This is a genomic window from Acinetobacter sp. ME22, assembly GCF_022012315.1.
Lineage (GTDB): Bacteria > Pseudomonadota > Gammaproteobacteria > Pseudomonadales > Moraxellaceae > Acinetobacter > Acinetobacter brisouii_A.
Genome location: NZ_JAKLTL010000001.1, coordinates 14,138 through 38,860, shown reverse-complemented (window position 1 = coordinate 38,860; position 24,723 = coordinate 14,138). Strand labels below are relative to the sequence as shown.

24 protein-coding genes are annotated in these 24,723 nt (G+C 43.1%); 7 read left to right on the top strand and 17 right to left on the bottom strand.

All coding sequences use genetic code 11. The features are described 5' to 3' along the window. Positions 1-4: 4 nt before the first annotated feature. The 17 genes from LVY74_RS00195 to LVY74_RS00115 all read right to left on the bottom strand — a co-directional run bounded on the left by LVY74_RS00195 (position 5) and on the right by LVY74_RS00115 (position 17,427). Positions 5-352: a hypothetical protein gene (locus LVY74_RS00195; protein ID WP_237813295.1), complete on the bottom strand. Its 348-nt coding sequence runs from the start codon at positions 350-352 to the stop codon at positions 5-7. Between the two features lie 374 nt (positions 353-726). Further along, positions 727-1,854: an NAD(P)-dependent alcohol dehydrogenase gene (locus LVY74_RS00190; RefSeq protein WP_237813294.1), complete on the bottom strand. Its 1,128-nt coding sequence runs from the start codon at positions 1,852-1,854 to the stop codon at positions 727-729. Between the two features lie 49 nt (positions 1,855-1,903). Then, positions 1,904-3,358, bottom strand: a complete 1,455-nt coding sequence (locus LVY74_RS00185) for a benzaldehyde dehydrogenase (RefSeq protein WP_237813293.1) — start codon at positions 3,356-3,358, stop codon at positions 1,904-1,906. Between the two features lie 36 nt (positions 3,359-3,394). Further along, positions 3,395-4,279 (bottom strand): transporter, encoded by an 885-nt coding sequence (locus LVY74_RS00180; RefSeq protein ID WP_237813292.1) that lies wholly within the window; start codon positions 4,277-4,279, stop codon positions 3,395-3,397. 242 nt (positions 4,280-4,521) lie between these two features. After that, on the bottom strand, positions 4,522-6,303 hold the full coding sequence (locus LVY74_RS00175) for a sigma-54-dependent Fis family transcriptional regulator (RefSeq protein ID WP_237813291.1): 1,782 nt from the start codon (positions 6,301-6,303) through the stop codon (positions 4,522-4,524). 80 nt (positions 6,304-6,383) lie between these two features. Next, complete coding sequence (gene pcaD, locus LVY74_RS00170) at positions 6,384-7,163, bottom strand: 3-oxoadipate enol-lactonase (RefSeq protein WP_237813290.1); 780 nt, start codon at positions 7,161-7,163, stop codon at positions 6,384-6,386. Position 7,164: 1 nt separating this feature from the next. Further along, the gene (gene pcaF / locus LVY74_RS00165) at positions 7,165-8,376 is read right to left on the bottom strand and encodes a 3-oxoadipyl-CoA thiolase (RefSeq protein ID WP_237813289.1); all 1,212 of its coding nucleotides are present in this window, start codon (positions 8,374-8,376) and stop codon (positions 7,165-7,167) included. A gap of 119 nt (positions 8,377-8,495) precedes the next feature. Further along, positions 8,496-9,152, bottom strand: coding sequence for a 3-oxoacid CoA-transferase subunit B (locus tag LVY74_RS00160; protein WP_151708912.1), 657 nt, complete (start codon positions 9,150-9,152; stop codon positions 8,496-8,498). A gap of 10 nt (positions 9,153-9,162) precedes the next feature. Next, positions 9,163-9,849: a 3-oxoacid CoA-transferase subunit A gene (locus LVY74_RS00155; protein WP_237813288.1), complete on the bottom strand. Its 687-nt coding sequence runs from the start codon at positions 9,847-9,849 to the stop codon at positions 9,163-9,165. Between the two features lie 28 nt (positions 9,850-9,877). After that, a complete protein-coding gene (locus LVY74_RS00150) occupies positions 9,878-11,080 on the bottom strand; it encodes a benzoate/H(+) symporter BenE family transporter (protein WP_237813287.1) in 1,203 nt (400 codons plus the stop codon). Positions 11,081-11,106: 26 nt separating this feature from the next. Beyond that, positions 11,107-11,892: a 1,6-dihydroxycyclohexa-2,4-diene-1-carboxylate dehydrogenase gene (locus LVY74_RS00145; protein WP_237813286.1), complete on the bottom strand. Its 786-nt coding sequence runs from the start codon at positions 11,890-11,892 to the stop codon at positions 11,107-11,109. A 12-nt stretch (positions 11,893-11,904) separates the two neighbouring features. Beyond that, the gene (gene benC, locus LVY74_RS00140) at positions 11,905-12,921 is read right to left on the bottom strand and encodes a benzoate 1,2-dioxygenase electron transfer component BenC (protein WP_237813285.1); all 1,017 of its coding nucleotides are present in this window, start codon (positions 12,919-12,921) and stop codon (positions 11,905-11,907) included. 73 nt (positions 12,922-12,994) lie between these two features. After that, complete coding sequence (benB, locus tag LVY74_RS00135; protein WP_237813284.1) at positions 12,995-13,507, bottom strand: benzoate 1,2-dioxygenase small subunit; 513 nt, start codon at positions 13,505-13,507, stop codon at positions 12,995-12,997. Then, positions 13,504-14,892: a benzoate 1,2-dioxygenase large subunit gene (gene benA, locus LVY74_RS00130; protein ID WP_237813283.1), complete on the bottom strand. Its 1,389-nt coding sequence runs from the start codon at positions 14,890-14,892 to the stop codon at positions 13,504-13,506. Before benA ends, benB begins: the two co-directional genes overlap by 4 nt. Before the next feature lie 67 nt (positions 14,893-14,959). Further along, positions 14,960-15,889 (bottom strand): catechol 1,2-dioxygenase, encoded by a 930-nt coding sequence (gene catA, locus LVY74_RS00125; RefSeq protein ID WP_237813282.1) that lies wholly within the window; start codon positions 15,887-15,889, stop codon positions 14,960-14,962. A gap of 123 nt (positions 15,890-16,012) precedes the next feature. Beyond that, on the bottom strand, positions 16,013-16,303 hold the full coding sequence (gene catC / locus LVY74_RS00120) for a muconolactone Delta-isomerase (protein WP_237813281.1): 291 nt from the start codon (positions 16,301-16,303) through the stop codon (positions 16,013-16,015). Positions 16,304-16,317: 14 nt separating this feature from the next. Continuing rightward, a complete protein-coding gene (locus tag LVY74_RS00115; protein WP_237813280.1) occupies positions 16,318-17,427 on the bottom strand; it encodes a muconate/chloromuconate family cycloisomerase in 1,110 nt (369 codons plus the stop codon). A gap of 102 nt (positions 17,428-17,529) precedes the next feature. Between LVY74_RS00115 and LVY74_RS00110 the strand changes: the two genes are divergently transcribed. The 7 genes from LVY74_RS00110 (at position 17,530) to LVY74_RS00080 (ending at position 24,721) form a co-directional block, all read left to right on the top strand. Beyond that, the gene (locus tag LVY74_RS00110; protein ID WP_237813279.1) at positions 17,530-18,456 is read left to right on the top strand and encodes a LysR family transcriptional regulator; all 927 of its coding nucleotides are present in this window, start codon (positions 17,530-17,532) and stop codon (positions 18,454-18,456) included. Positions 18,457-18,610: 154 nt separating this feature from the next. Next, positions 18,611-19,582 carry an acyl-CoA desaturase gene (locus LVY74_RS00105; RefSeq protein ID WP_237813278.1) on the top strand — a complete coding sequence of 324 codons (972 nt, stop codon included), beginning with the start codon at positions 18,611-18,613 and terminating at the stop codon, positions 19,580-19,582. Beyond that, complete coding sequence (locus tag LVY74_RS00100; RefSeq protein WP_237813277.1) at positions 19,579-20,829, top strand: NAD(P)/FAD-dependent oxidoreductase; 1,251 nt, start codon at positions 19,579-19,581, stop codon at positions 20,827-20,829. The genes LVY74_RS00105 and LVY74_RS00100 overlap by 4 nt, the downstream gene beginning before the upstream one ends. 23 nt (positions 20,830-20,852) lie before the next feature. Further along, on the top strand, positions 20,853-21,665 hold the full coding sequence (locus LVY74_RS00095) for a DUF1365 domain-containing protein (protein ID WP_237813276.1): 813 nt from the start codon (positions 20,853-20,855) through the stop codon (positions 21,663-21,665). Further along, positions 21,646-22,845 (top strand): SAM-dependent methyltransferase, encoded by a 1,200-nt coding sequence (locus LVY74_RS00090; protein ID WP_237813275.1) that lies wholly within the window; start codon positions 21,646-21,648, stop codon positions 22,843-22,845. Before LVY74_RS00095 ends, LVY74_RS00090 begins: the two co-directional genes overlap by 20 nt. Positions 22,846-22,879: 34 nt before the next feature. Then, positions 22,880-23,659, top strand: a complete 780-nt coding sequence (locus LVY74_RS00085; RefSeq protein WP_237813274.1) for a DUF1295 domain-containing protein — start codon at positions 22,880-22,882, stop codon at positions 23,657-23,659. A 9-nt stretch (positions 23,660-23,668) separates the two neighbouring features. Beyond that, positions 23,669-24,721: an SAM-dependent methyltransferase gene (locus LVY74_RS00080; protein ID WP_237813273.1), complete on the top strand. Its 1,053-nt coding sequence runs from the start codon at positions 23,669-23,671 to the stop codon at positions 24,719-24,721. Positions 24,722-24,723: the final 2 nt, after the last annotated feature.

Sequence of the window (24,723 nt, the reverse complement as noted above, 5' to 3'; positions counted from 1 at the left end):
TAAATTATGCCACTTTCGGAAAAAATACACTTTCGCCGTTAATCACACTTTGCATGGCTTGTGGGTGGAAATTTAAACTCAGTACATGATTATCGAGATGGATATCATATTCATGGACTAAATTAACGATACCTTGATGGGTATTGATTAAATATTCATCTACAATATTTAAAATACCTTCCAAATTCACTGTGCTTGATGCACGGTCATGACTGAATAAATCATAAATTGTTTGCAGGTTAAAATGCGCTTCCTGTTCCATAGGATGCTGTTTGATATACTTTTCCAAAAACAACACCATTTTGTGTGCAAAGAAAAAGTAGTTCGGTTTGTGTAGATATTCCATATTCATTGCTTTCTCCTTAAAACAGTCTTGATTAAATCAAGTGAATCAGTAGGTTTAAATTAAGAATACTCCCTTAAAAAAATCTTAAAATACCAATATTGTTTACATTTATTATCATATTATGAAAATAATTACATTTTTAAAATTTAACCAAAATCGAAATCTATAGTTTAGAAAACCATTGAATCTACACAGCAATGTCTTTCAGAAAAATGTCAGTTCGTTGCATTTTTCCTATCTGGTATTGAAAAATCATAATCCAAAATTTAGGTAAAAATGTGTAAAAAACTGATACTTTTTTTACATCTTGCCACAAAAATATCATCGCCATAACAAAGGGTCGTGGCGATGAATAAAGCCGACAATAACAGAACTACACATTAGCCCTGAATTTTAATAATCGGTTTTAGCGTAATGCCTTTTTGACTGTCGAGAGCAGCTTCATTGATTTGATCAAATTCATAAAACTTGACCAATTTATCAAATGGGAATAAGCCTTGCTGATAGAGTTTGACCAATTCAGGGATAAATTTTTTCGGTGCGCCGCTACCTTCAACCACGCCCATAATCATTTTTCCGCCTAAGAGCAAATCATTGACATCGAATTGTGCATTGGTTCCCAATGGCGGCGCACCAACTACAGCAATTTTGCCGAGCGTGCCGAGCGCATCAATCCCCTGTTTTAAGATTTCAGGACGACCTGTAGATTCTATTGCAAAGTTAGCACCACCGCCTGTAATGTCTTTAATGGCTTGTACAGGGTCTTGTTCTTTACTGTTAATCACATGAGTTGCGCCAAGTTCTTTCGCAAGCTCCAGACGTGATGGGACAATATCCACCGCAATAATAGTCGTTGCGCCACAGATTTTTGCACCGAGCACCGCACTTAAACCCACCGCGCCCGCACCCAATGCAACAAAGCTACTTGCAGGTGTCACTTTAAGTGCATTAATGGCAGCGCCTGCACCTGTCTGAATCCCACAGCCGAGTGGCCCAAGTAACTCAAGTGGTGCATCTTCAGGCACTTTAATCGCGTTATTTTCTCGGCTTAAGGCAAGGCTCGCAAAAGATGACTGAGCAAAGAAATGGTCATGCACTGCATCATGTTGATGGTTGCACAGTGCCGTATGTCCTTCTAAATCACCGCCGCCAAAGTTACGCCCAAAAAATTCACTACAGTATGCAGGGTTGCCTGTATTACATTGAATACATTTTCCGCAGTAACCATAAGTTAATACCACATGGTCGCCAACTTTCAGGTCTTTTACGTCTGGCCCAATCGCTTGAATAACGCCTGAACCTTCATGTCCAAGTACCGCAGGAAGTGGTACAGGATAATACTGGTCACGAACAATCAGGTCGGTATGACACATGCCCGTTGCCACAATTTTTACCAAGACTTCATCATGCTGAGGTTGACGAATTTTTAATGGCTGTAATTTAAAATCTGCGCCTTTACATTCAGTGACGGCTGCGGTGATATCTAAAAGATCCTGTTGGATTGTCATTGTTTCATTCCTTGTGTTGTTGTCTTTAAAACAGTGTTTAAACGATGATTTAAAATGGATAGTTAGGCGCTTGAGTTTGAATGGTCATCCATTGCCATTGGGTAAATTCATCCAGATTTGCCATGCCACCAATACGTGTGCCATTGCCCGATGCGCCGAAACCACCAAATGGATTGACGGTTTCATCATTCACAGTTTGATCATTGATATGCAGTAAGCCGACTTTCAGTTGTGCGCCAATTTGCATGGCATGTGCCACATTGCTGCTGATAATGCCTGCCGATAGACCATAATCGCCCATATTGGCCAATTCTACTGCTTCAGCATCACTAGAAAATGGAATTAATACGGCAACAGGGCCAAAAATCTCTTCACTAAAAATCGGGTTTTCAGAGGTCACACCTGACAAGACTGTAGGCTGGAAGAATACCCCGTCGGCTTGTCCACCCACTTCGAGGGTTGCGCCGTGTGTGACAGCATCATTCACCAGTTGTTGCACACGCTGACTCTGTTTCTCATTAATCAGTGGCCCAAGATTGACATTTGGATCGGTTGGATTACCCACCACAAAGTTTTTCACTTTTTCAATCAGGCGCTGCTTGAGTGGTTCATACAAACTTTCATGCACCAAAATTTTACCCGAAGTCATGCAGATTTGACCTGAGTGTAAAAATGCACCCCATGCCACATTTTGTGCAGCAAGTTCAAGGTCGGCATCGGGTAAAATGATCAGGGAGTTTTTGCCGCCGAGTTCTAAGGAAACTTTTTTCAGGGTTTTGCCTGCATTCGCGCCAATAATTCGTCCAACCTGAGTTGAGCCTGTGAATTGAATGCTGGCAATATTTGGATCAAGCGTCAGTGCTTCACCGACAGCTGCACCGCCTGGAACAACATGCAGTAAACCTTTAGGTAAGCCTGCCAGTTCAAAAATGCGGGCAATCGCAAAACCACTACAGACTGCCGTGCGCTCATCGGGTTTCAATACGACTGCATTTCCAAGCGCCAATGCAGGTGCTACTGCACGTAGTGCCAAATACAGTGGGAAGTTAAATGGTGAAATCACCCCAATGACACCCAAAGGCACACGTTTTGCCAGACTGATTTTGCCTGTTTGCGTTGGTAAAATACTGCCTTGTTCGCTGGCAGGTAATGCGCTGCAATGCTTGAGTATTTGCAGGGAAATGTGAGTTTCAAAGCCTGCCTTGAGTTGAATCGAGCCGCTTTCACGGACTAACCAGTCGATAATTTCAGGTTGATGCTCAGTTAAAAGTTGAGCGGCACGTTCAAAGACTGCTGCACGCTCCTGATACGGCAGTGCTGCCCATGTTTGTTGTGCCTGTTTCGCGCTCATCGCAGATTGAGCAACATCGTCTGCTGTTGCACAGCCGAGTTGTCCTAGCACTTCACCTGTTGCAACTTCGGTCACAGGCATGCTTTGCATTGCTGGCAGCCATTCACCATGAAACAATCGCTGATTCCAGATTTGAGCATCTAATAACGACATAATACAACTCCTTGATTAATCTTATTATCCTGTCAATTAAAACAAATATAACAAACGGAAATTTGCACCGAGTTGCTTTTTAAAACCACTTTCTACTTTGGTATCCGAAGTTAGCTGTGCACTAAATTGTGTTCTTGCATTCAGCATTTGTTGGTATTCAAAACGGACTTGCTGGGTTTTGGTTTGAGTATTCTGATCAACCCCATCGAGTTCTTGTTTACCGCCATAGGTTGCCGAATAACCCAGTGCAACACGTTGCTTAGGGTTGAAGTCATAACGCAGATTGGCTTGGGTTTGATAGCTTGTATGTTGCTTTAGGGTTTGGCTACCATCGCCAGCTTGATCATTATTTCCGTAAAAAACTACATCTTGATAAAATTCTGCTGACCAGTTTTTATAAAGTGGTTCAACCCAACCCAGTTGTAAATCGTATTTAAAGCGGTTTTCTCCCAGATTCACGCTGTCGTGCTTGTTGTACTGACCTACAGGCAAATAAATCAGTGGTGTCAGACCGACATAACGTCCTGAAACACCCGCCTTGGGTTGATTGACCAACCAAAAGGTCGCGCCAATGATCGGATCAGCAATGCCACTGGTATCATTTAAATGTTGTCCAGCAACACGGGTGTTATATACGGTTCCAAATGGCAGTAAAATTTGCGGGTCAACGGTCATGTTGCCAATTTTAGTGAAATGAATCAGACGAAAAATCCCGATATCCGAATGGGATTTGGCATCGATCTTGTCTCCATTGACATAATAACCATCGGATTCGCCGTGTTGATAGTAGAGCACTGCGGCATTGGTTCCTGCGGGTAATGCAGTGTAATCGCCTGCATTGACATCGACTGCATAGGCACTATGCAGTGCGGTAAAACTGACTGCGAATGCAGTAACTTTTTTGAAATGTGAAAAAAACATTCGTCAAATCCCCTGACTGAAATTGTCCTTGGCTGCATCTAAAGCTTAAATGCGGATCACAGATGGCTACGTCATCCTGAACAATAGCCTCTGTGATACTTAGAATATTTGCAGCAACCATGCCAATCTTTTAATTTATTTATTTTCAATAATTTATGATTTATTTATTTAACTTAATGTCCATATATTAGACAAATTTTGGTGAACACTGTCCAATATTTGGACAGTGTATTGTATTAATTTTAATGCAGATATTTATACACCGTGGTTCGGGAAATATTCAGCCGTTTTGCGGTCTTAGAGACATTGCCTTGTTCCTGTTGCAATACTTGCTGAATCAGTTGGCGGGTTTGCTGTTCTAAATCTGCTGGTCTTGCAGATATTTGTTCAGAAATGCCAGATACAGACTGTTCAGGCAAATATAACTGTTCAAGGATCGGCTGTTCCGAGAGTGCAACTGAGAGTTTTAGGACATGAATTAACTCTCGAATATTGCCTTGCCAGTCATATTGCTCAAGTTGTTGTTCAACCTGTACAGACCATTGTTGCACGCCTAATTCCTGCAAAATGTTTTGCATTAACACAAGTTTATCACTGCGTTGGCGTAGCGGTAACAACTGTACTTCATAACCCCGAATACGGTAATACAAATCGCTACGGAACTGCTGCTGTTTGACTTGCGTTGGTAAATCCTGATTGGTGGCACAAATCAACCTAAATTTAGATTGAATCGGTTGTCGTCCTCCCACACGGTAAAACTGCTGATCTTGCAACACACGGAGCACTTTGACTTGTAGATGCATAGGCAAATCACCAATTTCATCAAGAAATAAAAAGCCTTGATCTGCCAGTTCAACCAGCCCTTTTTCACCTTTATGCTTCGCGCCTGTAAATGCACCACCTTCATAACCAAACAGTTCTGATTCAAGTAAATTTTCAGGAATTGCACCACAGTTAATCGAAATAAACGGTAGATTTTTGGGGAATTTCTGACGAATTTGCTGAGCAAAATGCTCTTTACCTGTGCCTGTTTCACCTGTAATCAAAATTGGAATATTGGCTTGAATGGCTTTGACTGCGTGTTGGAGTTGTTGTTGCTGTGGAGTCGCAGACTTTCTAATAGATTGGTTTGAGATGACTTGACGCGTTGGTCGATGCTGCCGTGCATAAAACAAGGCGTGGTCACGAGTTTGAATCAGAAAATCGCCCGATTGTTCGACCATTGGCGTGAGGAAAAAGTGCTGTAACGATTGTCCAAGTACGTCATGAATATCTCGATTCAGCAGTTTAAGCGCCATTTGATTGGCTTTGCGAATGATCTGCTGATCATCGTATTCCAGCAAGGCGCTATAGGCATTGCCCAGTAAATCAGGTGAATGCTGAAAAACCAGTAGATGCTGCTCAGACTGTTGAATCAACAGTTGATTTTCCATTTTATAGGTCTGATACAGTAAATGCCGTAACCAGTTACTGGCGAGCAGACCTTGCCTTGAAGTAATATCGAGTGCCCCTAAAACACCACCTTGACCATCAAAAATCGGGACTGAAGCACAGGAATATTCGCTAAACTCATCCAGATAGTGCTGATGTCCCACCATAATCAATGGTTGCTGGCAGGACAAACTACAGGTTGGTGCAATTGCCCCAAACACAGCTTCATCGACAATTCGACCAGTCTGTAAAAAGCTATAGCTTTGATGAGCATAATCGTTGTGCTGTTCAGCAATAATTTTTCGTTGCTGATTAATCAGAAAAACACTGATGTCCTGTTGCCCAAAAATTTTCCAAGTATCTTGCAAAATCGGTTGAGCGAGTTCTGCCAGATATTGATCGCCGTCGGTCAGGTCTGCATGTGGAAAATCGCTGAGACAAGACACTTTGCTCAAAGGGCTTAAACCTGCCTGCCGAGACTTTTGCCAGCCCTGAATAATTGGCGAATCTGCCAACACCTGATTGGGTAAATGACCCGTTTCAAAAAAACGATGCTTAATATCCTTCCATGGATAATCGGTGTGTCCTTGCATGTCCTTATCCTATTTTTAAATAAAATAACCCAATCATTCACAGGAACAATTGGGTTCGGTACTGCATGATCCTGTTTGCTTTATACAATAAAGTCTTTTAACGCCTGATTAAAGTGTTCGGGTTGCTCAATGTTGGAAATATGTGAGGCTGCGATTTCGACCAGTTCTGCGCCGTGAATCTGTTGCTGCATAAATTGCCCATCAGTAACAGTGGTTACAGGGTCGGCAGAGCCCGCAATAATCAGCACTGGAATGTGGGTATTGGCGATTTCATCACGTAAATCGGTGTTGGCTAATGCTTCGCAACACTGGGCATAACCTTCGGCACTGCCTGTGGCTAAGTCATTACTCAACTTTTGAATGAAATCAGGATGTTGTTGCACGAAAGCATCGGTAAACCAACGCGATGCTGCTGTTGCGGCAATCGGTTGTAAACCTTGAGTACGTACCAAAGCCGCACGGTCTTGCCAAGCCTGAGCTTGCCCGATTTTTGCTGCGGTATTGCACACCACCACTTTTTTAAAACGTTCTGGAAAATAACGTGCTAGCCATTGACCTGTCAGACCTCCCATGGAAATTCCACAGAAATACGCTGTTTGAATGTTGAGGTGATCCAGTAAATCAATCACATCTTGTGCCAGTTCAGCACAACCAAAAGATGTTGTTGCGGTTGACGATGCACCGTGTCCACGCGTGTCATAAGCAATTACAAAAAAATCTTTTTGGAAAAAATCAATTTGTGCTTGCCACATGCTGAGGTTGGTTCCCAGCGAATTGGAAAATACCAAAGCAGGATTTTTAGCATCACCAAAGGTTTGATAATTAAGTGTAATTTGCTGTGAAGTCAAAAAATTCGGCATGTTACTCTCCCGCTATACGCTCAATAATCAAAGCAATCCCCTGACCGACACCAATACACATTGAACATAATGCGTATTTGCCACCTGTCTGTTCAAGTTGATTGAGTGCAGTTGTCACCAGACGCGCACCTGATGCACCGAGTGGATGACCCAGTGCAATCGCACCACCATTTGGATTGACACGTGCATCATCATCCGCCAAGCCAAGGTCACGGGTACACGCAAGGGCTTGTGCCGCAAAGGCTTCATTCAGTTCAATCACATCCATCTGTGCCAAAGTCAGATTGGCCTGTTTCAGTAATTTCTTGATCGCAGGTGCTGGGGCAAAACCCATGATGCGCGGCTCAACACCGACTGTAGTGGCTGCAACAATCTTGGCACGGGCTTTCAGTTCGTATTTGGCAACAGCTTCATCCGATGCAATCAAAAGTGCTGCTGCACCATCATTAATGCCTGAGGCATTGCCCGCAGTTACGCTACCTTCGGCTTTCACCACAGGTTTGAGTTTGCTGAGCGCTTCAATGGTCGTTGCACGCGGGTGTTCATCGGTATCCACAACGATCGGATCGCCTTTGCGCTGTGGAATGGTGACAGGCACGATTTCATTGGCAAAGTAACCTTTGGCTTGTGCAGCAGCCGTACGTTGCTGGCTGTTTAAGGCAAACTTGTCTTGATCTTCACGATTAATGTGGAACTGTTCCGCCACGTTTTCCGCAGTTTGTGGCATGGTGTCCACACCATACATTTCTTTGAGTTTCGGATTGATGAAACGCCAGCCCATGGTGGTGTCTTCAATCTTCTGGGTACGACCGTAAGCCGTTTCTGCCTTGCCCATCACAAATGGGGCACGGCTCATGCTTTCTACACCACCTGCGATAATCAGATCGGCTTCACCTGCTTTGATGGTGCGTGCTGCCATGGCAATCGCATCGAGTGATGAACCACATAAACGGTTAATCGTAGTCGCTGGGACTTGATACGGTAAGCCTGCAAGCAGTGATGACATGCGTCCGACATTACGGTTGTCTTCACCCGCCTGATTGGCACAGCCATAGATCACGTCATCGACCTGTTGCCAGTCCACGCTTGGGTTACGCTGCATCAGGGCTTTAATCGGTAAAGCCCCTAGATCATCTGCACGTACCGCAGCTAGACCACCGGCATAACGACCAAACGGGGTACGAATCGCATCGATAATATAAGCATTTTTCATTTGTGTTGTTCTCTTATAATCCTCCCTTAATCCCTCCTTTAGAAAAGGAGGGAGACTTACAGCATTTATGCTAGAGAAGTCCCCCTTTAGCAAAGGGGGATTTAGGGGGATTCAAATCATTAATTCGGTTGAGTCGCGTCGATGAGTTTCGCACCGGTCATTGCCTGTAATTCGTCAAAGCTTAAGCCTTCAACTTTCTCAAGGACTTTCAAGCCTTCAGCTGTAACATCAATCACACACAGGTCGGTATAGATGCGGTCGACACATTTCAGACCTGTTGCAGGGTAAGCCAGTTCAGCCACGATCTTCGGTTCACCTTTTTTGGTGACGTGATCGGTGGTGATAAAGACTTTCTTGGCACCCACAGCTAAGTCCATGGCTCCGCCTACGGCAGGAATGGCATTCGGTGCACCGGTATGCCAGTTGGCCAAATCACCATTTTCAGCAATCTGGAAGGCACCAAGCACAGCGATATCGAGGTGACCACCACGCATCATGGCAAATGAATCCCCATGATGGAAAAAGGCACCGCCTTTGAGCATGGTCACGAATTCTTTACCTGCGTTGATCAGTTCAGGGTCTTCTTCACCTTCTGCTGGCGGTGGGCCAAAAGCCAACAACCCATTTTCAGAATGCAGGAATACATCTTTGTCGGCTGGCAGGTAGCTGGCAATCTTGGTCGGTAAACCAATGCCGAGATTCACATAAGCCCCATCGGGAATGTCTTGAGCGACACGTTCAGCAATTTGGTCACGGGTTAATTTGTTATAGCTCATCTGGGTCTCCTTATGCCGTTGCCAATGCTGAAGCGGGTTCAACCTGAACCACGTGCTGCACAAAGATGCCTGGGGTAATGATATGTTCAGGATCTAAGTCACCCAGTTCAACCACTTCTGAGACTTGTGCGATGGTGACTTTCGCAGCCATTGCCATGATTGGGCCAAAGTTACGTGCAGATTTTCGGTAAACCAGATTGCCCCAGCGGTCGCCCTGCTGTGCCTTGATCAAGGCAAAGTCAGCTTGGATCGGATATTCCAGAACATAGTCTTTACCCTCGATATGACGGGTTTCTTTGCCTTCTGCCAAGAGTGTGCCATAACCTGTCGGGGTGAACACTGCACCAAGACCCATCCCCGCCGCCTGAATACGACAAGCCAAGTTGCCCTGTGGTACTAACTCAAGTTCGATTTTACCTGCACGGTACAATTCGTCGAACACCCAAGAATCGGACTGACGCGGGAAGGAACAGATGACTTTTTTAACCGCACCTGCTTTCAGCAGTTTCGCCAGACCGTAGTCACCATTACCCGCATTGTTGCTGACGATGGTGAGGTCTTTGATGCCCAAATCAATCAAGCCGTCAATGAGTTCAGCAGGTTGTCCTGCGGTGCCAAAGCCACCAATCATAATGGTTGATCCATCTTTAATTTGTTCAATTACGGCACGAAGACTGCCTGAGCTTTTATCAATCATAAAAAGTCCTCATCAAATTTGACTATGTTTAGTTTTCATTTTCAACTGAACGGTTGGGTTTAAAACTTAAAATTAAATGCGCCAGCATGCCAATACAGATGCCCCAAAACACCGAACTTAAACCAAGGAAATGCATGCCTGAAACACTGGCAAGAAAGGTGATGACAGCCGATTCACGCTGTTGTTCGTTGCTCAGTGCAATATTGAGATTGTAAGTAATGGCACTAATCAAGGCTAAGCCTGCCAAAGCAGCAACCAGCTCTTTTGGAAACAGGCTAAAGAGCAGCACGATGCTGCCCGAAAACAAGCCACCAAGTAGATAAAACAAGCCATTGGTGATGCCTGCGATATAGCGGCGTTTCGGGTTTTCATGGCAATCTTCCCCCATACACAACGATGCGGTAATTGATGCCAAAACAATGCTAATACCGCCAGTGAAAGCGACAAAAAGAGACACCAAACTGGTCGTTCCAATAATGGTTCGTCCAGAAACTTGGTAATCATTCAGTTTAAACAGTGCCATGCCCGGTAAAAACTGTCCCGACAAACTCACCAGAATTAGCGGTAACGCAAAGTTGAATGTCGATGACCATGTCCAGTGTGGGCTAATCCATTCAGGAATGGTCAATGCAAAATTCAATGACATTGGGCGCAATTGCCCCCAAAACAGACTGAGTACAATCCCTGTCAATAAGACCCACAGCATGCTATAACGCGGGTTAAAGCGTTTGGCACACAGATAAGCCACTAACATAATAAACACAATCAGTGGCATATGATTACTGGCTTGAAATACGCCTAAACCAAATTGAAATAAAATTCCTGCCATCATGCCTGCGGCAATACCAGATGGAATCCAGCGCAGTAAGGTATCAAATGAACCACTCACCCCAATGATGAGCATCACTACGGCTGCCGTGATATAGGCTGCAACTACTTCATTTAAACTGATATGTGGAAACAGCGTGACCAGTAAAGCTGTTCCAGGTGCTGACCACGCAGTAATAACGGGAACTTTGTAGCGGATTGACAGGTAAATTCCTGAAATTGCAGCGCCGATCGAAATGCCCCAAATCCATGAACTCAGCATGTGAGCATCGACTTGAGCATGTTGAGCAGCTTGAAAAAAGATAATCAGTGGCCCTGAATATGAAATCAGGACGGCCAGAAAACCTGCGATTGTGGCTGAAATTGACCAATCACGTTTCAATTGTTGCAATAGACTGAGCATCCTAGCCCCCTTATCTATCCCTGTGATTATCCTTGATCACCACCACCTACAGGCAACACGGTACCTGTAATGTAAGATGCTTCATCCGATGCCAAAAAAGTAATGGCATTGACCTGTTCCGCGATTGTGCCGTAGCGTTTCATGAAACTACGATCTACGGTTTGATCAACCACATTTTGCATCCAAGCTTTGTCCTGATCCGACATGGCTGCACTATTTCGTGGAATTTTGCGTGGTGGAGCTTCTGTTCCGCCTGTTGCCACTGCATTAACACGAATGCCATCTTGCGCATGTTCAAATGCCAGTGATGCCGTTAATCCATTGACACCACCTTTTGCCGCAGAGTATGGAATACGGTTGATTCCGCGAGTCGCGACAGAAGAAACGTTCACAATCACACCCGATTGCTGGGCAATCATGGTGGGTAGTACGGCATGACAACACCATAATGTTGGAAATAATGAGCGATGAATTTCTTTGATAATTTCCTGTTCAGAAAATTCCTGAAAGGGTTTCATCCAAATTGCACCGCCAACATTATTAATCAGAATATCAATTCGATCATAGGTTTGCATGGCAAGTTGCGTAACAGCTTGTGCACCTGCAAAAGTTTCTAAATCTGCCAATATTGTGGTGACTTGATCGGTATATTGGCGAATCTCTGCTGCAACGTCATTCACCAGTTCAGATTGATCTGCCAGTACCAGTTTTGCACCTTCTGCAGCGAGGCGTAATGCCACCCCGCGGCCAATTCCTTGTGCACTACCTGTAACAATGGCAACTTTTCCCTGAAAACGAGAGCTTTGTGACATCGTTAACTCCCGTTAGTTGGCTGAAAATTTTTCGAAATAGAAGTTCTTTGGTTGTACATTTTCATGATCTAACCATGTACGCACAGCATCGACCATCGCGACAGGTCCACACAGGTAAATATCGACATCACCAGCATTGAGCCAGTCAGCATCAATGTGTGCAGTGACATAGCCTTTACGTTCATGCTGGCTGTCTGCATGGGCAACAACAGTTCGATAATCAAACCAGTCATGTGCTGCTTTAAAGGCTTCTAATTCATCAATGGCAACCAAGTCAAAATCATTGGTGACACCAAAGACCAAGTTAACAGGTTGTGGCACTGACTTTTCTGCCAATACAGAAAGTATCGACAAGAATGGTGCGATACCTGTACCACCCGCCAGCATCAAGACTGGACGCTGTACATCTCGCAAATAAAAACTACCAAAAGGCCCAGTGAACTGCATTTGTTCACCTGCTTGCGCAGCTTGGCTTAAAAAGCTACTCATTTTGCCATTTGGCACATTACGCACCACAAAACCTGTTAAACGATTGCCCGGTTTTGAGCTAAATGAATAGGAACGGGTTTCATCGCTATTTGGAATGCGGACATTGACATATTGTCCAGCCAAGAAATGAATCTCTGGCTGACCTTCATCGAGCTGGATTTCAAACTGGATGGTGGATTCAGAAATATTGTTGACCTGTGCAAGGCGACCTTGGAACGTATGTACTTTGGTTTTACAGACATCAGAAGATGCTTTGATTTGAAAAACAGCATCGGACGTTGGGCGGCACTGACAAACCAGCACATAACCTTCCTGCGCTTCTTCTGGGGTTAAAGCATCTTCAATATAGGTTTCTTCAGGCATATCATACTGACCCGACTCACAAAATGCGCGACAAGTCCCACATGCACCTTCACGGCAATCGAGTGGAATGTTGACTTGTTGGCGGTAAGCTGCATCGGACAGGGTTTCACCCTGATGAACTGTAATAAAACGAGTGACGCCATCTTCAAACTGAAGTGCGATATTGTGATTCGACATAGCGAAAATCCCTTAAAAGTGTTACAGATTCTCAGCCAAACTCCTTGGCTGAGAGTTGCAAATGAAATGTGTCTTAAAGATGGTAAATATCAATCACTTGGTTGATATAGTCGTTTTTCAAGACCACATATTTGCTGAGGATTTTTGGCTGTTCGCCTGAAAAATCAATTACGTAGCGCGACATACCAAAATAACTGTAGTTGGTTTTGTAGCGGAAACTTAAGGTGTGCCAGTTAAAGCGTACAGTCACTTGTGAGCCATCCACCTGTTCAATTTCAACATTGTTGATGTTGTGGCTAGTTCGTGTGTCTGGCATGGTGGCTGAAGAACGCTCGGTTTTGATACGGAATACGCGGTCTTCCAAACCCTGACGGTCTGGGTAATAAATCAGAGAAATCTCAGATTGTGGATCTTCTGTTAGAGTGTCGTTGTCATCCCATGCAGGCATCCAGAAAGATGCTTCAGGCGCATAACATTCCAACCAGTCATCCCATTGCTCATCATCTACAAAGCGTGCTTCGCGATACAAAAACTGAGCAATTTTTTCTAAACTAATTTCTGCATTTACATGTTGTACTGCATTCATGCCAATGCTCCTTGCTCTGCCTGTTCAGCCAGTTTTTCCTGTTGAATGGCATGTTTCATGGTTTTGAGCCAATACTGGTGCTGTGCCAAATACAGACCTTCATCTTCAGTTTTAATACCACTGAGCAATGGTTTTAAACCAATTTCATTGGCTGCATCGTCTGCACCCTGAATCCAGTGTTTTGAGCCGCGGCACATGTCGTTCCATTCAAGGGCAATGCCTGCATAACCTGCCTGACATGCGCGGAATTCTTCCAAGTCATCTGGTGTTGCCATGCCTGAAGCATTAAAGAAATCTTCATACTGACGAATACGACGGGCACGTGATTCAGACGATTCATTTTTTGGTGCGATACAGTAAATCGTGACTTCGGTCTTATCGACACTGATCGGACGTAAAATACGGATTTGCGAACCAAACTGATCCATCAGGTAAACATTTGGATAAAGACAGAGGTTACGCGAACGCTCAATCATCCATTTCGCCATGGCTAAACCGTATTGTTCCGTATATTCAGCATATTTTGGGTAGTTTGGACGGTCTTCTGGGTTTGCCCATTGTGTCCAAAGTAACATGTGACCATGTTCAAATCCGTATGAACCACCACCTTGTTTGCCCCAACCACCTGCACTCATGGCACGAATTTTGTCATCTGCCTGTTTTTCTTTACGGTGCTGCGTAGTTGCTGCATAGTTCCAATGTACTGCCGACACATGGTAGCCATCTGCACCATTTTCAGCGGTCAGTTTCCAGTTACCTTCGTAGGTATAGGTCGAAGAACCGCGGAGAACTTCTAGACCATCGGCAGATTGATCTACAATCATGTCGATGATTTTTGCTGCTTCGCCTAAGAATTCTTCTAGAGATGGTACATCAGGATTTAAACTGCCAAACAAGAAGCCTTTGTAATTTTCAAAGCGCGCCACCTTTTTCAGGTCATGCGAGCCTTCTTTGTTGAAGCAGTCTGAATAACCTGCATCGCTTGGGTCTTTAACTTTCAGTAACTTACCTGAGTTATTGAATGTCCAACCGTGGAATGGGCAGGTATAGGTTGCCTTGTTACCACGCTTGTGACGGCAAAGTTGTGCGCCACGGTGTGAACAGGCATTGATCATCGCATTCAACTCACCGTTACGATTACGTGCGATGATAATTGGCTGACGACCGATATATGTGGTGTAAAAATCGTTGTTATCTGGGATCTGGCTTTCGTGTGCCAAAAATACCCAATTGCCTTCAAAAATGTATTTCATTTCCAACTCAAACAGCGTTGGATCGGTGAATACAGAGCGATGTAGCTTGAATTCACCCGTTTCAAAATCATCGACAAGCAAGTCATCAATTTGATCAAGATGAGTCGCATTTAATACAGATATACGCGCCATAAAAGAATCTCCAAAAACTCAAGAGATACCGAGATCTTGATCAAACCGATCTCGGGTACCACAACAATTAAGCGCTTGCGCGACGACGATCAACTTCAGTGCTTGGAGCTTCTTCAGCATCAGCTTCTTTGACAAGTACAATATTAAAATCAATGTGTTTGAATGGTTTGTCTAAACTACGACGAGCAATTTCTGCTGTATCATTCACATCTACCGCAGTTGCAACCAGACCATCACGTGTTGCGAAGGCAAAGTCATCCCACAGGTATTTGTCGCCTTCAATGTTGAATTGAGTCGTTAACTTACGGAAACCTGGTGCAGAAACAAAGTAATGCACGTGTGATGGACGGTTACCATGACGACCTAACTTGTTCAACAACGCTTGAGTCGTACCTTCAGGTGGGCAGCCATAACCAACAGGCATCGTTGTTAATGCTGTGTAGTGACCAACAGTGTCCGTGAAAATCGTGCGACGTAAATTAAAGTGCGACTGAGTTTTGTCAAAGAATGAATAATTCCCCATGCTGTTGGCATGCCAAACTTCAACTTTTGCGTTTGGAATGATGTTGCCTTCAGTATCTTTTACCGTTCCTTCAATAATTAAGGTATCGATACGATCTGACTCAGAACCATCATCCATACGGGCAAAGCCGACTGATTCTGGCGCACCTGCCACATAAAGTGGACCTTCAATCGTACGTGGCGTACCGCCTGCTGCAACACCTGCTTTTGCATCTGCTTCATCGGCACGAACATCAAGATAATGTTCTAGACCTAGACCCGCAGCGAGTAAGCCGAGTTCATTGGCTTTACCTGCATCGGTAAAATATTCAATGCCTTTCCATACTTCGCTTGGTTGAATATCCAAGTCTTCAATTGCTTTAAACAAATCACTGACAAGACGTACCACGATGTCTTGAATACGTTGATCCACTTCTCCTGTTGCAGTATCAACGTTCATTTGTTTTACGAGTTGGTTAATTTCCTGATGGTTCATACACTGTCTCCTTGGGTATGAATGCTGGCTAATTATTGTGGCGAGCTCATCCTAAATGCTGGCAAATATAGCTAACCACGTCCTTGTTTAAAAAAAATCCTATTTGACCCGTATCAATCTAGATTAACGGTCATCTTCACGAATGGATGATGGATGTCGATTGAGCGCCATCACTTCAATATTCATGTAGGGATACAACGGCAAACCTTGCAAAATCTGATGCAATTCTTCATTGCTCTCGACATCAAAAATACTGATGTTGGAATACTGTCCTGTAATCCGCCAGATATGACGCCATTTACCTTGCTGTTGTAAATTTTGTGAATAAGCCTTTTCAGTGGCTTTAATCTGATCGGCAACTTCTTTAGGCATATCAAGAGGTATATGCACATCCATACGAACTTGAAATAACATCTCAGCTCCTTGTTTTAATGTCGGCGCAATTGTTCAATTTTGTCTTCATCAATTTCGATGCCTAAGCCTGCGGCTTTTGGCACAGCCAATTGGAAGTTTTCATACTGCAACGGTGTTTTTAAAATTTGCTCAGTGAGTAACAACGGTGCAAATAGCTCTGTACCAAATGCCAGATTTTCAAAAGTTGAAAATGCATGTGCTGAAGCGATTGTGCCAACTGGGCCTTCAAGCATCGTGCCGCCATACAAATCCACGCCTGCCAGTTTGGCAATCGTTGCGACTTCACAGGCTTCAATCAAACCGCCTGACTGTTCAATCTTCACTGCAAACACATCAGCCGCATGGCGTTTGGCAATTCGATAGGCACTTGCTGGGCCTGTTAGAACTTCATCTGCCATAATCGCGACATCAAAACGCTCAGTTAAACGTGCCAAGGTGTCAATATTTTCAATTCCACATGGCTGCTCGATCAGGTCAATCCCACCATCTTGCAGTTGTTGGATACCATAAATTGCCTGAGTTTCTGACCATGCACGGTTTACATCTACACGGATACTAATATCTGGCCCTAATGCTTTTTTAATCGCAATCACATGCTCAACATCTTGCTGAACTGGATGTGAACCAATTTTGAGTTTGAAAATATTGTGACGTTTTGCCTCAATCATTTTCTTGGCTTCTGCGATATCTTTTTCAGTATCACCCGATGCCAATACCCAAAGTACCGATAGATGATCACGTAAACGACCACCCAGTAATTCACTGATCGGTAAACCTAAGCGTTTCGCCTGAATATCGAGCAATGCAGTTTGAATCGCACATTTGGCAAAACGGTTGTCATTGATGGTTTTACGGATCAATTGCAGGGTTTGCGCCACATTCAAATTTTTTACAGATTTGAGCAAAGGAGCAAAATAAGTATCAATATTGGTTTTGACACTTTCAGGGCTTTCACCCGCGTAGCTTAATCCACCAATCGTTGTGGCTTCACCCCATCCAACAAATCCATCGTCAGTTGTGATTTTCACCAACACCAAAGTTTGTTTTTGCATGGTTGCAACCGAAAGCTTGTGTGAGCGAATGGTCGGAATGTCCACAAGCAGGGTTTCTACAGATTTATACATTCTTCACATCTTCTGTTAGAACTTTACTTGTTTATACTTTAAAAGAATGGTTAAATGTTTTCAAAGACATTATTTGCATACTAAAATACCAAAAAGGTATATATGGAACTCAGACATCTCAGATACTTTGTCGCTGTTGTGGAAGAACAAAGTTTTACCAAAGCAGCAGAAAAACTCTTTATTGCTCAACCACCTTTAAGTCGTACCATTCAAAATCTTGAGGAAGAATTGGGTGTACAACTACTTGAACGTGGTAGCCGACCTGTAAAAACCACGCAAGTTGGACAATTTTTCTATCAACATGCCCTCAAACTTTTGTCGAATGCTGAACAGATGGTGTCCATGACTCAGCGTATTAATGCCGTCCAAACCACCATTCGAATTGGCTTTGTCAGCTCACTTTTATTTGGGTTATTGCCTCGAATTATTTATTTATATCGGCAAAAACACCCCCAACTTAAAATTGAACTGATTGAAATGGGTACACAAGCTCAGGTTGAAGCATTAAAAGATGGGCGAATTGATGCAGGTTTTGGCCGACTTCGCATGAGTGACCCAGCCATTAAGCGTGTTTTACTCAGAAATGAAAAACTCATGGTCGCAACGCATGCCAGCCATCCATTTAATCAAAGCAAAACCCAAGGCGTATATTTAGCCGATTTAATAGATGAAAATATTTTACTTTACCCCAATACAGCCAAACCTAACTTTTCTACACATGTTCTTTCCATTTTCTCTGAGCATGGCTTAGACCCACAAAACTTAACTGAAGTTCGAGAAATTCAGTTAGCACTGGGGTTGGTTGCCGCGGGTGAAGGAATTTGTATTGTGCCTGAGAGTAGCAATAGTATTCAGATGGCACAGTTAAATTATATCCCTTTACTTGATCCAAATGCTTTAAGTCCAATTTTTATTACAGTTCGAAATATGGATGATAGTCATTATATTTATGGACTTTTTGAGACGATTCGGCAGATTTATGATTTTGAAGGTATTCGTTATGATGAAAGTGAATTGAGTCGTGTTTGATTTTAAATTTTTAGTTTTACTTAGGCTATTTTAATAAATATGTTTAAGTCGCTGATCGAGCGGATCTTGGCTTAAAAAATTCACACAAAATTCATGCAGGCTTGATTACACTGATTTTAATTACTGATAAGTCAGGTTAAATCGGGACGAACCTATGCTTAGAATAATGTGGCGATGGATAGATAGCTGGTCAGTCAATTCTGTTGAATTGACTGATGCTCAAAATGATATAAAAGATAATAAAATTCAATGGTTTCGTATTCTGCCATTTATTATTTTGCACCTCTCCTGCTTGGCAATTTTTTGGGTGGGAATTTCGTGGTTTGCTGTTGGCTTCATGCTGTTTTTTTATCTGATTCGCATGTTTGCCATTACAGGTTTTTTTCATCGCTATTTATCACATAAAACTTTTCAAACTTCTCGTCCTGTTCAATTCTTATTTTTGCTGATCGGCACGATGAGCGCACAGCGTGGGCCACTTTGGTGGGCTGCGCATCACCGCAATCATCATCGTTATGCAGATACCACCCAAGACCCCCACTCGTCCCGACATGGGTTTTGGTATAGCCATATTGGCTGGTTTCTCAATCAGAAAAATTTTGTCATTCGTCAGGAAATGGTGAAAGACTGGTTGAAATATCCTGAATTGATCTGGCTTGACCGCTTTAGTTTGCCGATTGTCCTGATAACCGCAGCCAGTATTTTTGGTTTTGGTGAAGCCCTTGCCCACTATGCGCCACAACTGCATACCAATGGCCTGCAACTGTTGATTTGGGGCTTTTGTGTATCGACCATTTTCGTCATTCATGCAACTTTATGTATTAACTCGCTTGCCCATTTATTTGGACGGCGTGATTTTGCAACACGAGATGACAGCAAAAATAATCTTTGGCTAGCACTAATTACCTTGGGTGAAGGTTGGCACAACAATCATCACTACTATGCAGGAAGCGCACGACAAGGCTTTTATTGGTGGCAAGTTGATTTAACGTATTACGGGTTAAAAATGATGTCTTATTTTGGCTTGGTTTGGGGATTAAAACCCGTCCCTGAACGCGTATATCTTGCGCATAAACAGCAAAGTTCCGATCCGACAACAGATCAGCCACGAGGAAATTCGCCATGAAAATTGCAATCATCGGTTCAGGAATTTCAGGGCTGTATGCAGCATGGCAACTTTCAAAGCAGCATGAAATTCATATCTTTGAAAAAAATCAGTATTTTGGTGGTCATACCGATACTCATCATTTAATGATTGATGGTCAGCAAGTTGCTGTAGACAGCGGGTTTATTGTATTTAATCAGCACAATTACCCGTTATTTACCGAAATGCTGCAACAACTTGGAGTGGGCTCAGAACAAAGTGATATGAGTTTTTCGGTGAATAATCAGGTGACGGGTTTGCAATATAATCCTTCACAAAAATGGTCATTACTGGCAAAACCTCAGAATTTTTTAAATGCCAATTTCCGCCAAATGCTACGTGATCTATTACGCTTTTATCGGAGGAATCAGGGAATTAATGTACAAGCATGTGAGAGTGATCTCACCATTGAGCAATATCTTGATCAACACGGTTATTCCAAAGCTTTCCGTGAAGAACATCTGTATCCGATGTGTGGCGCACTGTGGTCTAGTCCGATTGAGCAAGTGGCACAAATTCCTTATAAATTTGTGGTAAGTTTTTTTCAGCATCATCGTATGTTGCAACTCCAACAACGTCCTGTTTGGCAAACCGTTCAAGGCGGTTCATCGCAGTATATTCGAGCCATTCGACAAAAATGCTCACAGATTTACTGGCATCAACAAGGCGTTATATCCGTTGAGCGCAATGAAAATGAGATCACTGTAGAAACGACGATTGAGCGTCAGACATTTGACTGGGTAATTTTTGCGACACATGCCGATGATACTTTGCAGCTTTTAGCTCAACCGAGTGAAATTGAGAAACAGGTGCTTTCCCAATTTAGCTATCAAGACAATACGATGGTGGTGCATCATGATAGTTCCATCATGCCGAAACGGCGGGCGCTTTGGGCGAGTTGGCATGTCCATGTCACCGCAACATCACCAATCAATTCAACACCACATTATAGTTTTAGCTACTGGATGAATCAGTTGCAAAATTTGCCGTGTAAAACCCAGATTTTTGCCAGTTTAAATCCCAATTTTAAGATTGATCCAAATAAAATCTTGGTAAAACGCCATTATCGCCATCCTGTATTTGATGCTAAAGCTATTGAAGCACAACAAAACTGGGCGCAAATCAACGGACAGCAACGCAGTTCCTTTTGTGGCGCGTATTGGGGTTGGGGCTTTCACGAAGACGGTGCTCGAAGTGCCGCGCGGGTTGTCAAACATTTACTGGATTAACCTTTGAAACAGTGAGGTGAAAAATGCTTTTTTATACCCTTGCCGCTGCCCCCGCTTCTATTCAACATCGGCGTTATGCGCCTAAAGCGCATGAGTTCTCTGCTCGTCTCAATTATTTATGGTTCGATGCCGATCAAATCGACTCAATCACTCAAAATTCAGCATTATGGTCGAGTCGAAACTGGAATGTGCTGACGCTCAATCCTGATGATTTTCTTACTCAATACACAGGCACTCTTCGTGAGAAAGTTGCCAATGCCTTGACCTCTCAAAGTACACTTCAGCTTGATACTCAACATCAGATTTTTGTTTTGGCTTTACCGCGTTGCTTAGGCTTACGTTTTAACTCTGTGGTGTTCTACTACGTGTTTGATGCACAGCAAAATCTCTATTGTATTCTCAGTGAAATTACCAATACGCCTTGGAATGAACGACATGTTTATATCCATGCCTGCCAAGCCCAATGGAATGAAAATCAGTCCACCCAAACCTTACATTTTGACTTTCACAAAGACTTTCATGTTTCACCTTTCATGCCGATGAATATTGAGTATCGCTGGCACTTTTATCTTTCAAAACAGCAATATGCGATTCATATGCAACTCTTTGAAAATCAAAAGCTGATTTTTGATGCGAATATGCGTTTTTGCTTGCAGCCCATCACACTTCCTTCACAACAACATCGTTATGCTTTAACCAATGCAGTAGCACCCATCAAAATGCTCAGTGCGATTTACTGGCAAGCATTGTGTCTATGGTGTAAAGGCATTCGGTTTCATCCACATCCTCAAACAGTAAAAGATCGCAAGGAGCGCTATGAAAACCATGATTCTTAACCGCCAAGAACAATTGCCATTTGCGCTGCGCAGTTTAGTCAAGTTACAGCATGGACAAATCCACTTTGAGGGTTTGTGGAATGGTACGCTTGGTGAAAGCTCAGATTTACAGGCACGAATTGAAGTTTTAGATCGTGGCTTGCTCGATCTGATTTTTAAAAATGGTGTTTTAGGTGCAGCCGAAGGCTATATTCGTGGGTATTGGCGTAGCCCTGACTTAGTACAGCTCATCCAAATTTTGGCCCGTAACCGTGACGTGCTCGATAAAATCAATCAAAATCCACTGGCACAAGTCAGCCAACAGCTTTTAAAAATCTGGCACAAAACCCGACATAACTCACTAAAAGGAAGTCGGCAAAATATCGCGGAACATTATGATCTGAGTAATGATTTCTTTAAATTGTTTCTTGATCCTAGCATGATGTATTCCAGTGCCGTATTTCAACAGCCAGACATGAGTTTAGAGCAGGCATCGGATTATAAAAAAGAGCTGATCTGTCAGAAACTTAAATTGCAACCTGTCGATCATTTGGTTGAAATTGGTAGCGGTTGGGGTGGGTTTGCGATTTATGCCGCACAAAATTACGGTTGTCAGGTCACAACCATTACCATTTCTCAGGCGCAGTACGATGAAGCCATTCAACGGATTCATGCCGCAGGTTTACAACATCGTGTACAAGTATTACTTAAAGACTATCGTTTACTGCAAGGTCAGTTTGACAAATTGGTGTCAATTGAAATGATTGAAGCTGTGGGCGCACAGTATTTACCGATTTATTTTGAAAAGTGCCGTCAGTTATTAAAGCCGAATGGCTTAGCACTGATTCAAGCTATCACCATTGAAGATGCGCGTTATCAGAAAGCCTTACACAGTATCGATTACATCAAATGCTATATCTTCCCTGGAAGCTTCATTCCCTGTATTTCAGTCTTGACTCAAACCGCATCGGAACACCAGCTTCGTTTAAAGCACCTTGAAGATATTGGACAAAGTTATGCAGAAACATTGGCTCATTGGCGAGAACGTTTTCTCACTGCGCGTGAGCAAGTTCTCATGCTGGGGTTTGATGACGAATTTATACGTATGTGGGATTTTTATCTGTGTTATTGCGAAGGTGGTTTCCGAGAAGGTGTGATCAGTGATGTTCATCTGCTTTTTGAGGCAAGTCCTTATCAATAAGTAGATTTGCAGGTTTTAGGCAAGGAGAGAAAAAATGTGGCTCACGTTATTTATTCTCGATGTGTTGATCATGTTGCTGTGCTGGCTAGTCAGTGTTTACAACCAACGTGCAGGCATTGTCGATGTGGCATGGAGCCTGAGTATCGCTTGCAATATCATCTTGGGATTTTACCTATTTGACCATGCGCCTTATATCGTACAACTGCTTATTGGTATTGGCAGTAGTCTTTGGTTTTTACGCCTGAGTTGGCATTTACTGCGTCGCTACCTTAAAGAAAAACACGAAGATCAGCGCTATGCATCAATGCGCCAAGCGATGGGAAACTGGCAATCTGTTGGATTTTTGCTGTTCTTTATGTTTCAGGCTGTTCTGGCATTTTTGTTTTCATTGCCCATGCTGTTATTGCTTGAAGTTCCTGAATCACTTTGGAATACATGGACTGTTCCCGTTACGTTATGTGCAGCATGTTTAATGTTTATGGCACTGATTGGTGAAACGATTGCAGACCAACAGCTTTATCACTTTAAACAAGACCCAAAACATCATGGTCAAACCATGAATCAGGGATTATGGCGCTATTCACGCCATCCCAATTACTTTTTTGAATGGCTACATTGGTTCACTTACCCAATTTTGGCGAGTGCCTGTGGCTTATGGATACTCTGGATTTACCCCGTATTGATGTGGTTGTTTTTATATTATTTGACTGGTATTCCATTTAGTGAACGTCAAGCGATCCGTCACCGTGGGCAAAATTATCGAGATTACCAACAACGGACTTCCATGTTTATTCCATGGAAACCCAAACAGTAGGTGAGTGTCATGGACTTTATTTTACAGCAATCTCTCAAAGCTATTGAAAGTGGAATGGTTCCCGATCAGATGATTCGCAGTGGTATTCGTACACTATGCAAAAAGCGACTATTTGAAGAAGGTCGAGATGATCCTGAATGGGCTGCACAGCGTTATATGCATGTCTTAAAACAGCTAAAAAGCAGTGCAATTGCATTAGACACTGACACAGCCAATCAGCAGCATTATGAATTGCCAACAGCATTCTTTGCATCAGTTCTCGGCAGACATATGAAATATAGCGCCTGCTATTTCCCCAATGTAAATACAACGCTTAATCAAGCTGAAGCCATCAGTTTAAGTTTGTATGCTCAACGTGCTGAACTCAAAGATGGTCAACATATTTTAGAGTTAGGTTGTGGTTGGGGTTCATTGAGTCTATGGATGGCTGAGCATTACCCAACTGCTGAAATTACAGCAGTGTCAAACTCTGCAACACAGCGTTACTACATTGAAAATCAGGCACGTAAACGTCAATTGAAAAATCTTAAGGTCTTTACCTGTGATATTAATGGTCTAGAACTGCCCGATCAGCAATTTGACCGTGTTGTTTCTGTAGAAATGTTTGAGCATGTGCGCAATTATCAGCGCCTATTTGCCAAAATTAACCGTTGGCTAAAACCCAATGGATTATTGTGGTGTCATATTTTCTGTCATCGATTTTTACACTATCCCTTTGAAATCAGAAACCAATACGACTGGATGTCTAAATACTTTTTTACAGGCGGCTTAATGCCTTCAACCACCACATTTTTACACTTTCAACAGGATTTGATTCTCGATCAGCAATGGCAATGGTCTGGCGTACACTATGAACGCACAGCCAATGCTTGGCTCAACAATATGGATGCCCAAGCCGATGTATTAAAACCAATTTTCAGACAAACTTATACCAAACATGCAGATATTTGGTGGCAGCGCTGGCGCATTTTCTTTATGGCCTGTGCTGAATTATTTGGTTACGATGAAGGTCGTGAATGGGGCGTGGGACATTTCCGTTTTAAAAAACGGTGTGACATTTAGGA

Bases quoted from the DNA above. Each gene is read 5' to 3' on its own strand.
- LVY74_RS00195 (WP_237813295.1), bottom strand. From the start codon at position 352: ATGAATATGGAATATCTACACAAACCGAACTACTTTTTCTTTGCACAC.
- LVY74_RS00190 (WP_237813294.1), bottom strand. From the start codon at position 1,854: ATGACAATCCAACAGGATCTTTTAGATATCACCGCAGCCGTCACTGAA.
- LVY74_RS00185 (WP_237813293.1), bottom strand. From the start codon at position 3,358: ATGTCGTTATTAGATGCTCAAATCTGGAATCAGCGATTGTTTCATGGT.
- LVY74_RS00180 (WP_237813292.1), bottom strand. From the start codon at position 4,279: ATGTTTTTTTCACATTTCAAAAAAGTTACTGCATTCGCAGTCAGTTTT.
- LVY74_RS00175 (WP_237813291.1), bottom strand. From the start codon at position 6,303: ATGCAAGGACACACCGATTATCCATGGAAGGATATTAAGCATCGTTTT.
- pcaD (WP_237813290.1), bottom strand. From the start codon at position 7,163: ATGCCGAATTTTTTGACTTCACAGCAAATTACACTTAATTATCAAACC.
- pcaF (WP_237813289.1), bottom strand. From the start codon at position 8,376: ATGAAAAATGCTTATATTATCGATGCGATTCGTACCCCGTTTGGTCGT.
- LVY74_RS00160 (WP_151708912.1), bottom strand. From the start codon at position 9,152: ATGAGCTATAACAAATTAACCCGTGACCAAATTGCTGAACGTGTCGCT.
- LVY74_RS00155 (WP_237813288.1), bottom strand. From the start codon at position 9,849: ATGATTGATAAAAGCTCAGGCAGTCTTCGTGCCGTAATTGAACAAATT.
- LVY74_RS00150 (WP_237813287.1), bottom strand. From the start codon at position 11,080: ATGCTCAGTCTATTGCAACAATTGAAACGTGATTGGTCAATTTCAGCC.
- LVY74_RS00145 (WP_237813286.1), bottom strand. From the start codon at position 11,892: ATGTCACAAAGCTCTCGTTTTCAGGGAAAAGTTGCCATTGTTACAGGT.
- benC (WP_237813285.1), bottom strand. From the start codon at position 12,921: ATGTCGAATCACAATATCGCACTTCAGTTTGAAGATGGCGTCACTCGT.
- benB (WP_237813284.1), bottom strand. From the start codon at position 13,507: ATGAATGCAGTACAACATGTAAATGCAGAAATTAGTTTAGAAAAAATT.
- benA (WP_237813283.1), bottom strand. From the start codon at position 14,892: ATGGCGCGTATATCTGTATTAAATGCGACTCATCTTGATCAAATTGAT.
- catA (WP_237813282.1), bottom strand. From the start codon at position 15,889: ATGAACCATCAGGAAATTAACCAACTCGTAAAACAAATGAACGTTGAT.
- catC (WP_237813281.1), bottom strand. From the start codon at position 16,303: ATGTTATTTCAAGTTCGTATGGATGTGCATATACCTCTTGATATGCCT.
- LVY74_RS00115 (WP_237813280.1), bottom strand. From the start codon at position 17,427: ATGTATAAATCTGTAGAAACCCTGCTTGTGGACATTCCGACCATTCGC.
- LVY74_RS00110 (WP_237813279.1), top strand. From the start codon at position 17,530: ATGGAACTCAGACATCTCAGATACTTTGTCGCTGTTGTGGAAGAACAA.
- LVY74_RS00105 (WP_237813278.1), top strand. From the start codon at position 18,611: ATGCTTAGAATAATGTGGCGATGGATAGATAGCTGGTCAGTCAATTCT.
- LVY74_RS00100 (WP_237813277.1), top strand. From the start codon at position 19,579: ATGAAAATTGCAATCATCGGTTCAGGAATTTCAGGGCTGTATGCAGCA.
- LVY74_RS00095 (WP_237813276.1), top strand. From the start codon at position 20,853: ATGCTTTTTTATACCCTTGCCGCTGCCCCCGCTTCTATTCAACATCGG.
- LVY74_RS00090 (WP_237813275.1), top strand. From the start codon at position 21,646: ATGAAAACCATGATTCTTAACCGCCAAGAACAATTGCCATTTGCGCTG.
- LVY74_RS00085 (WP_237813274.1), top strand. From the start codon at position 22,880: ATGTGGCTCACGTTATTTATTCTCGATGTGTTGATCATGTTGCTGTGC.
- LVY74_RS00080 (WP_237813273.1), top strand. From the start codon at position 23,669: ATGGACTTTATTTTACAGCAATCTCTCAAAGCTATTGAAAGTGGAATG.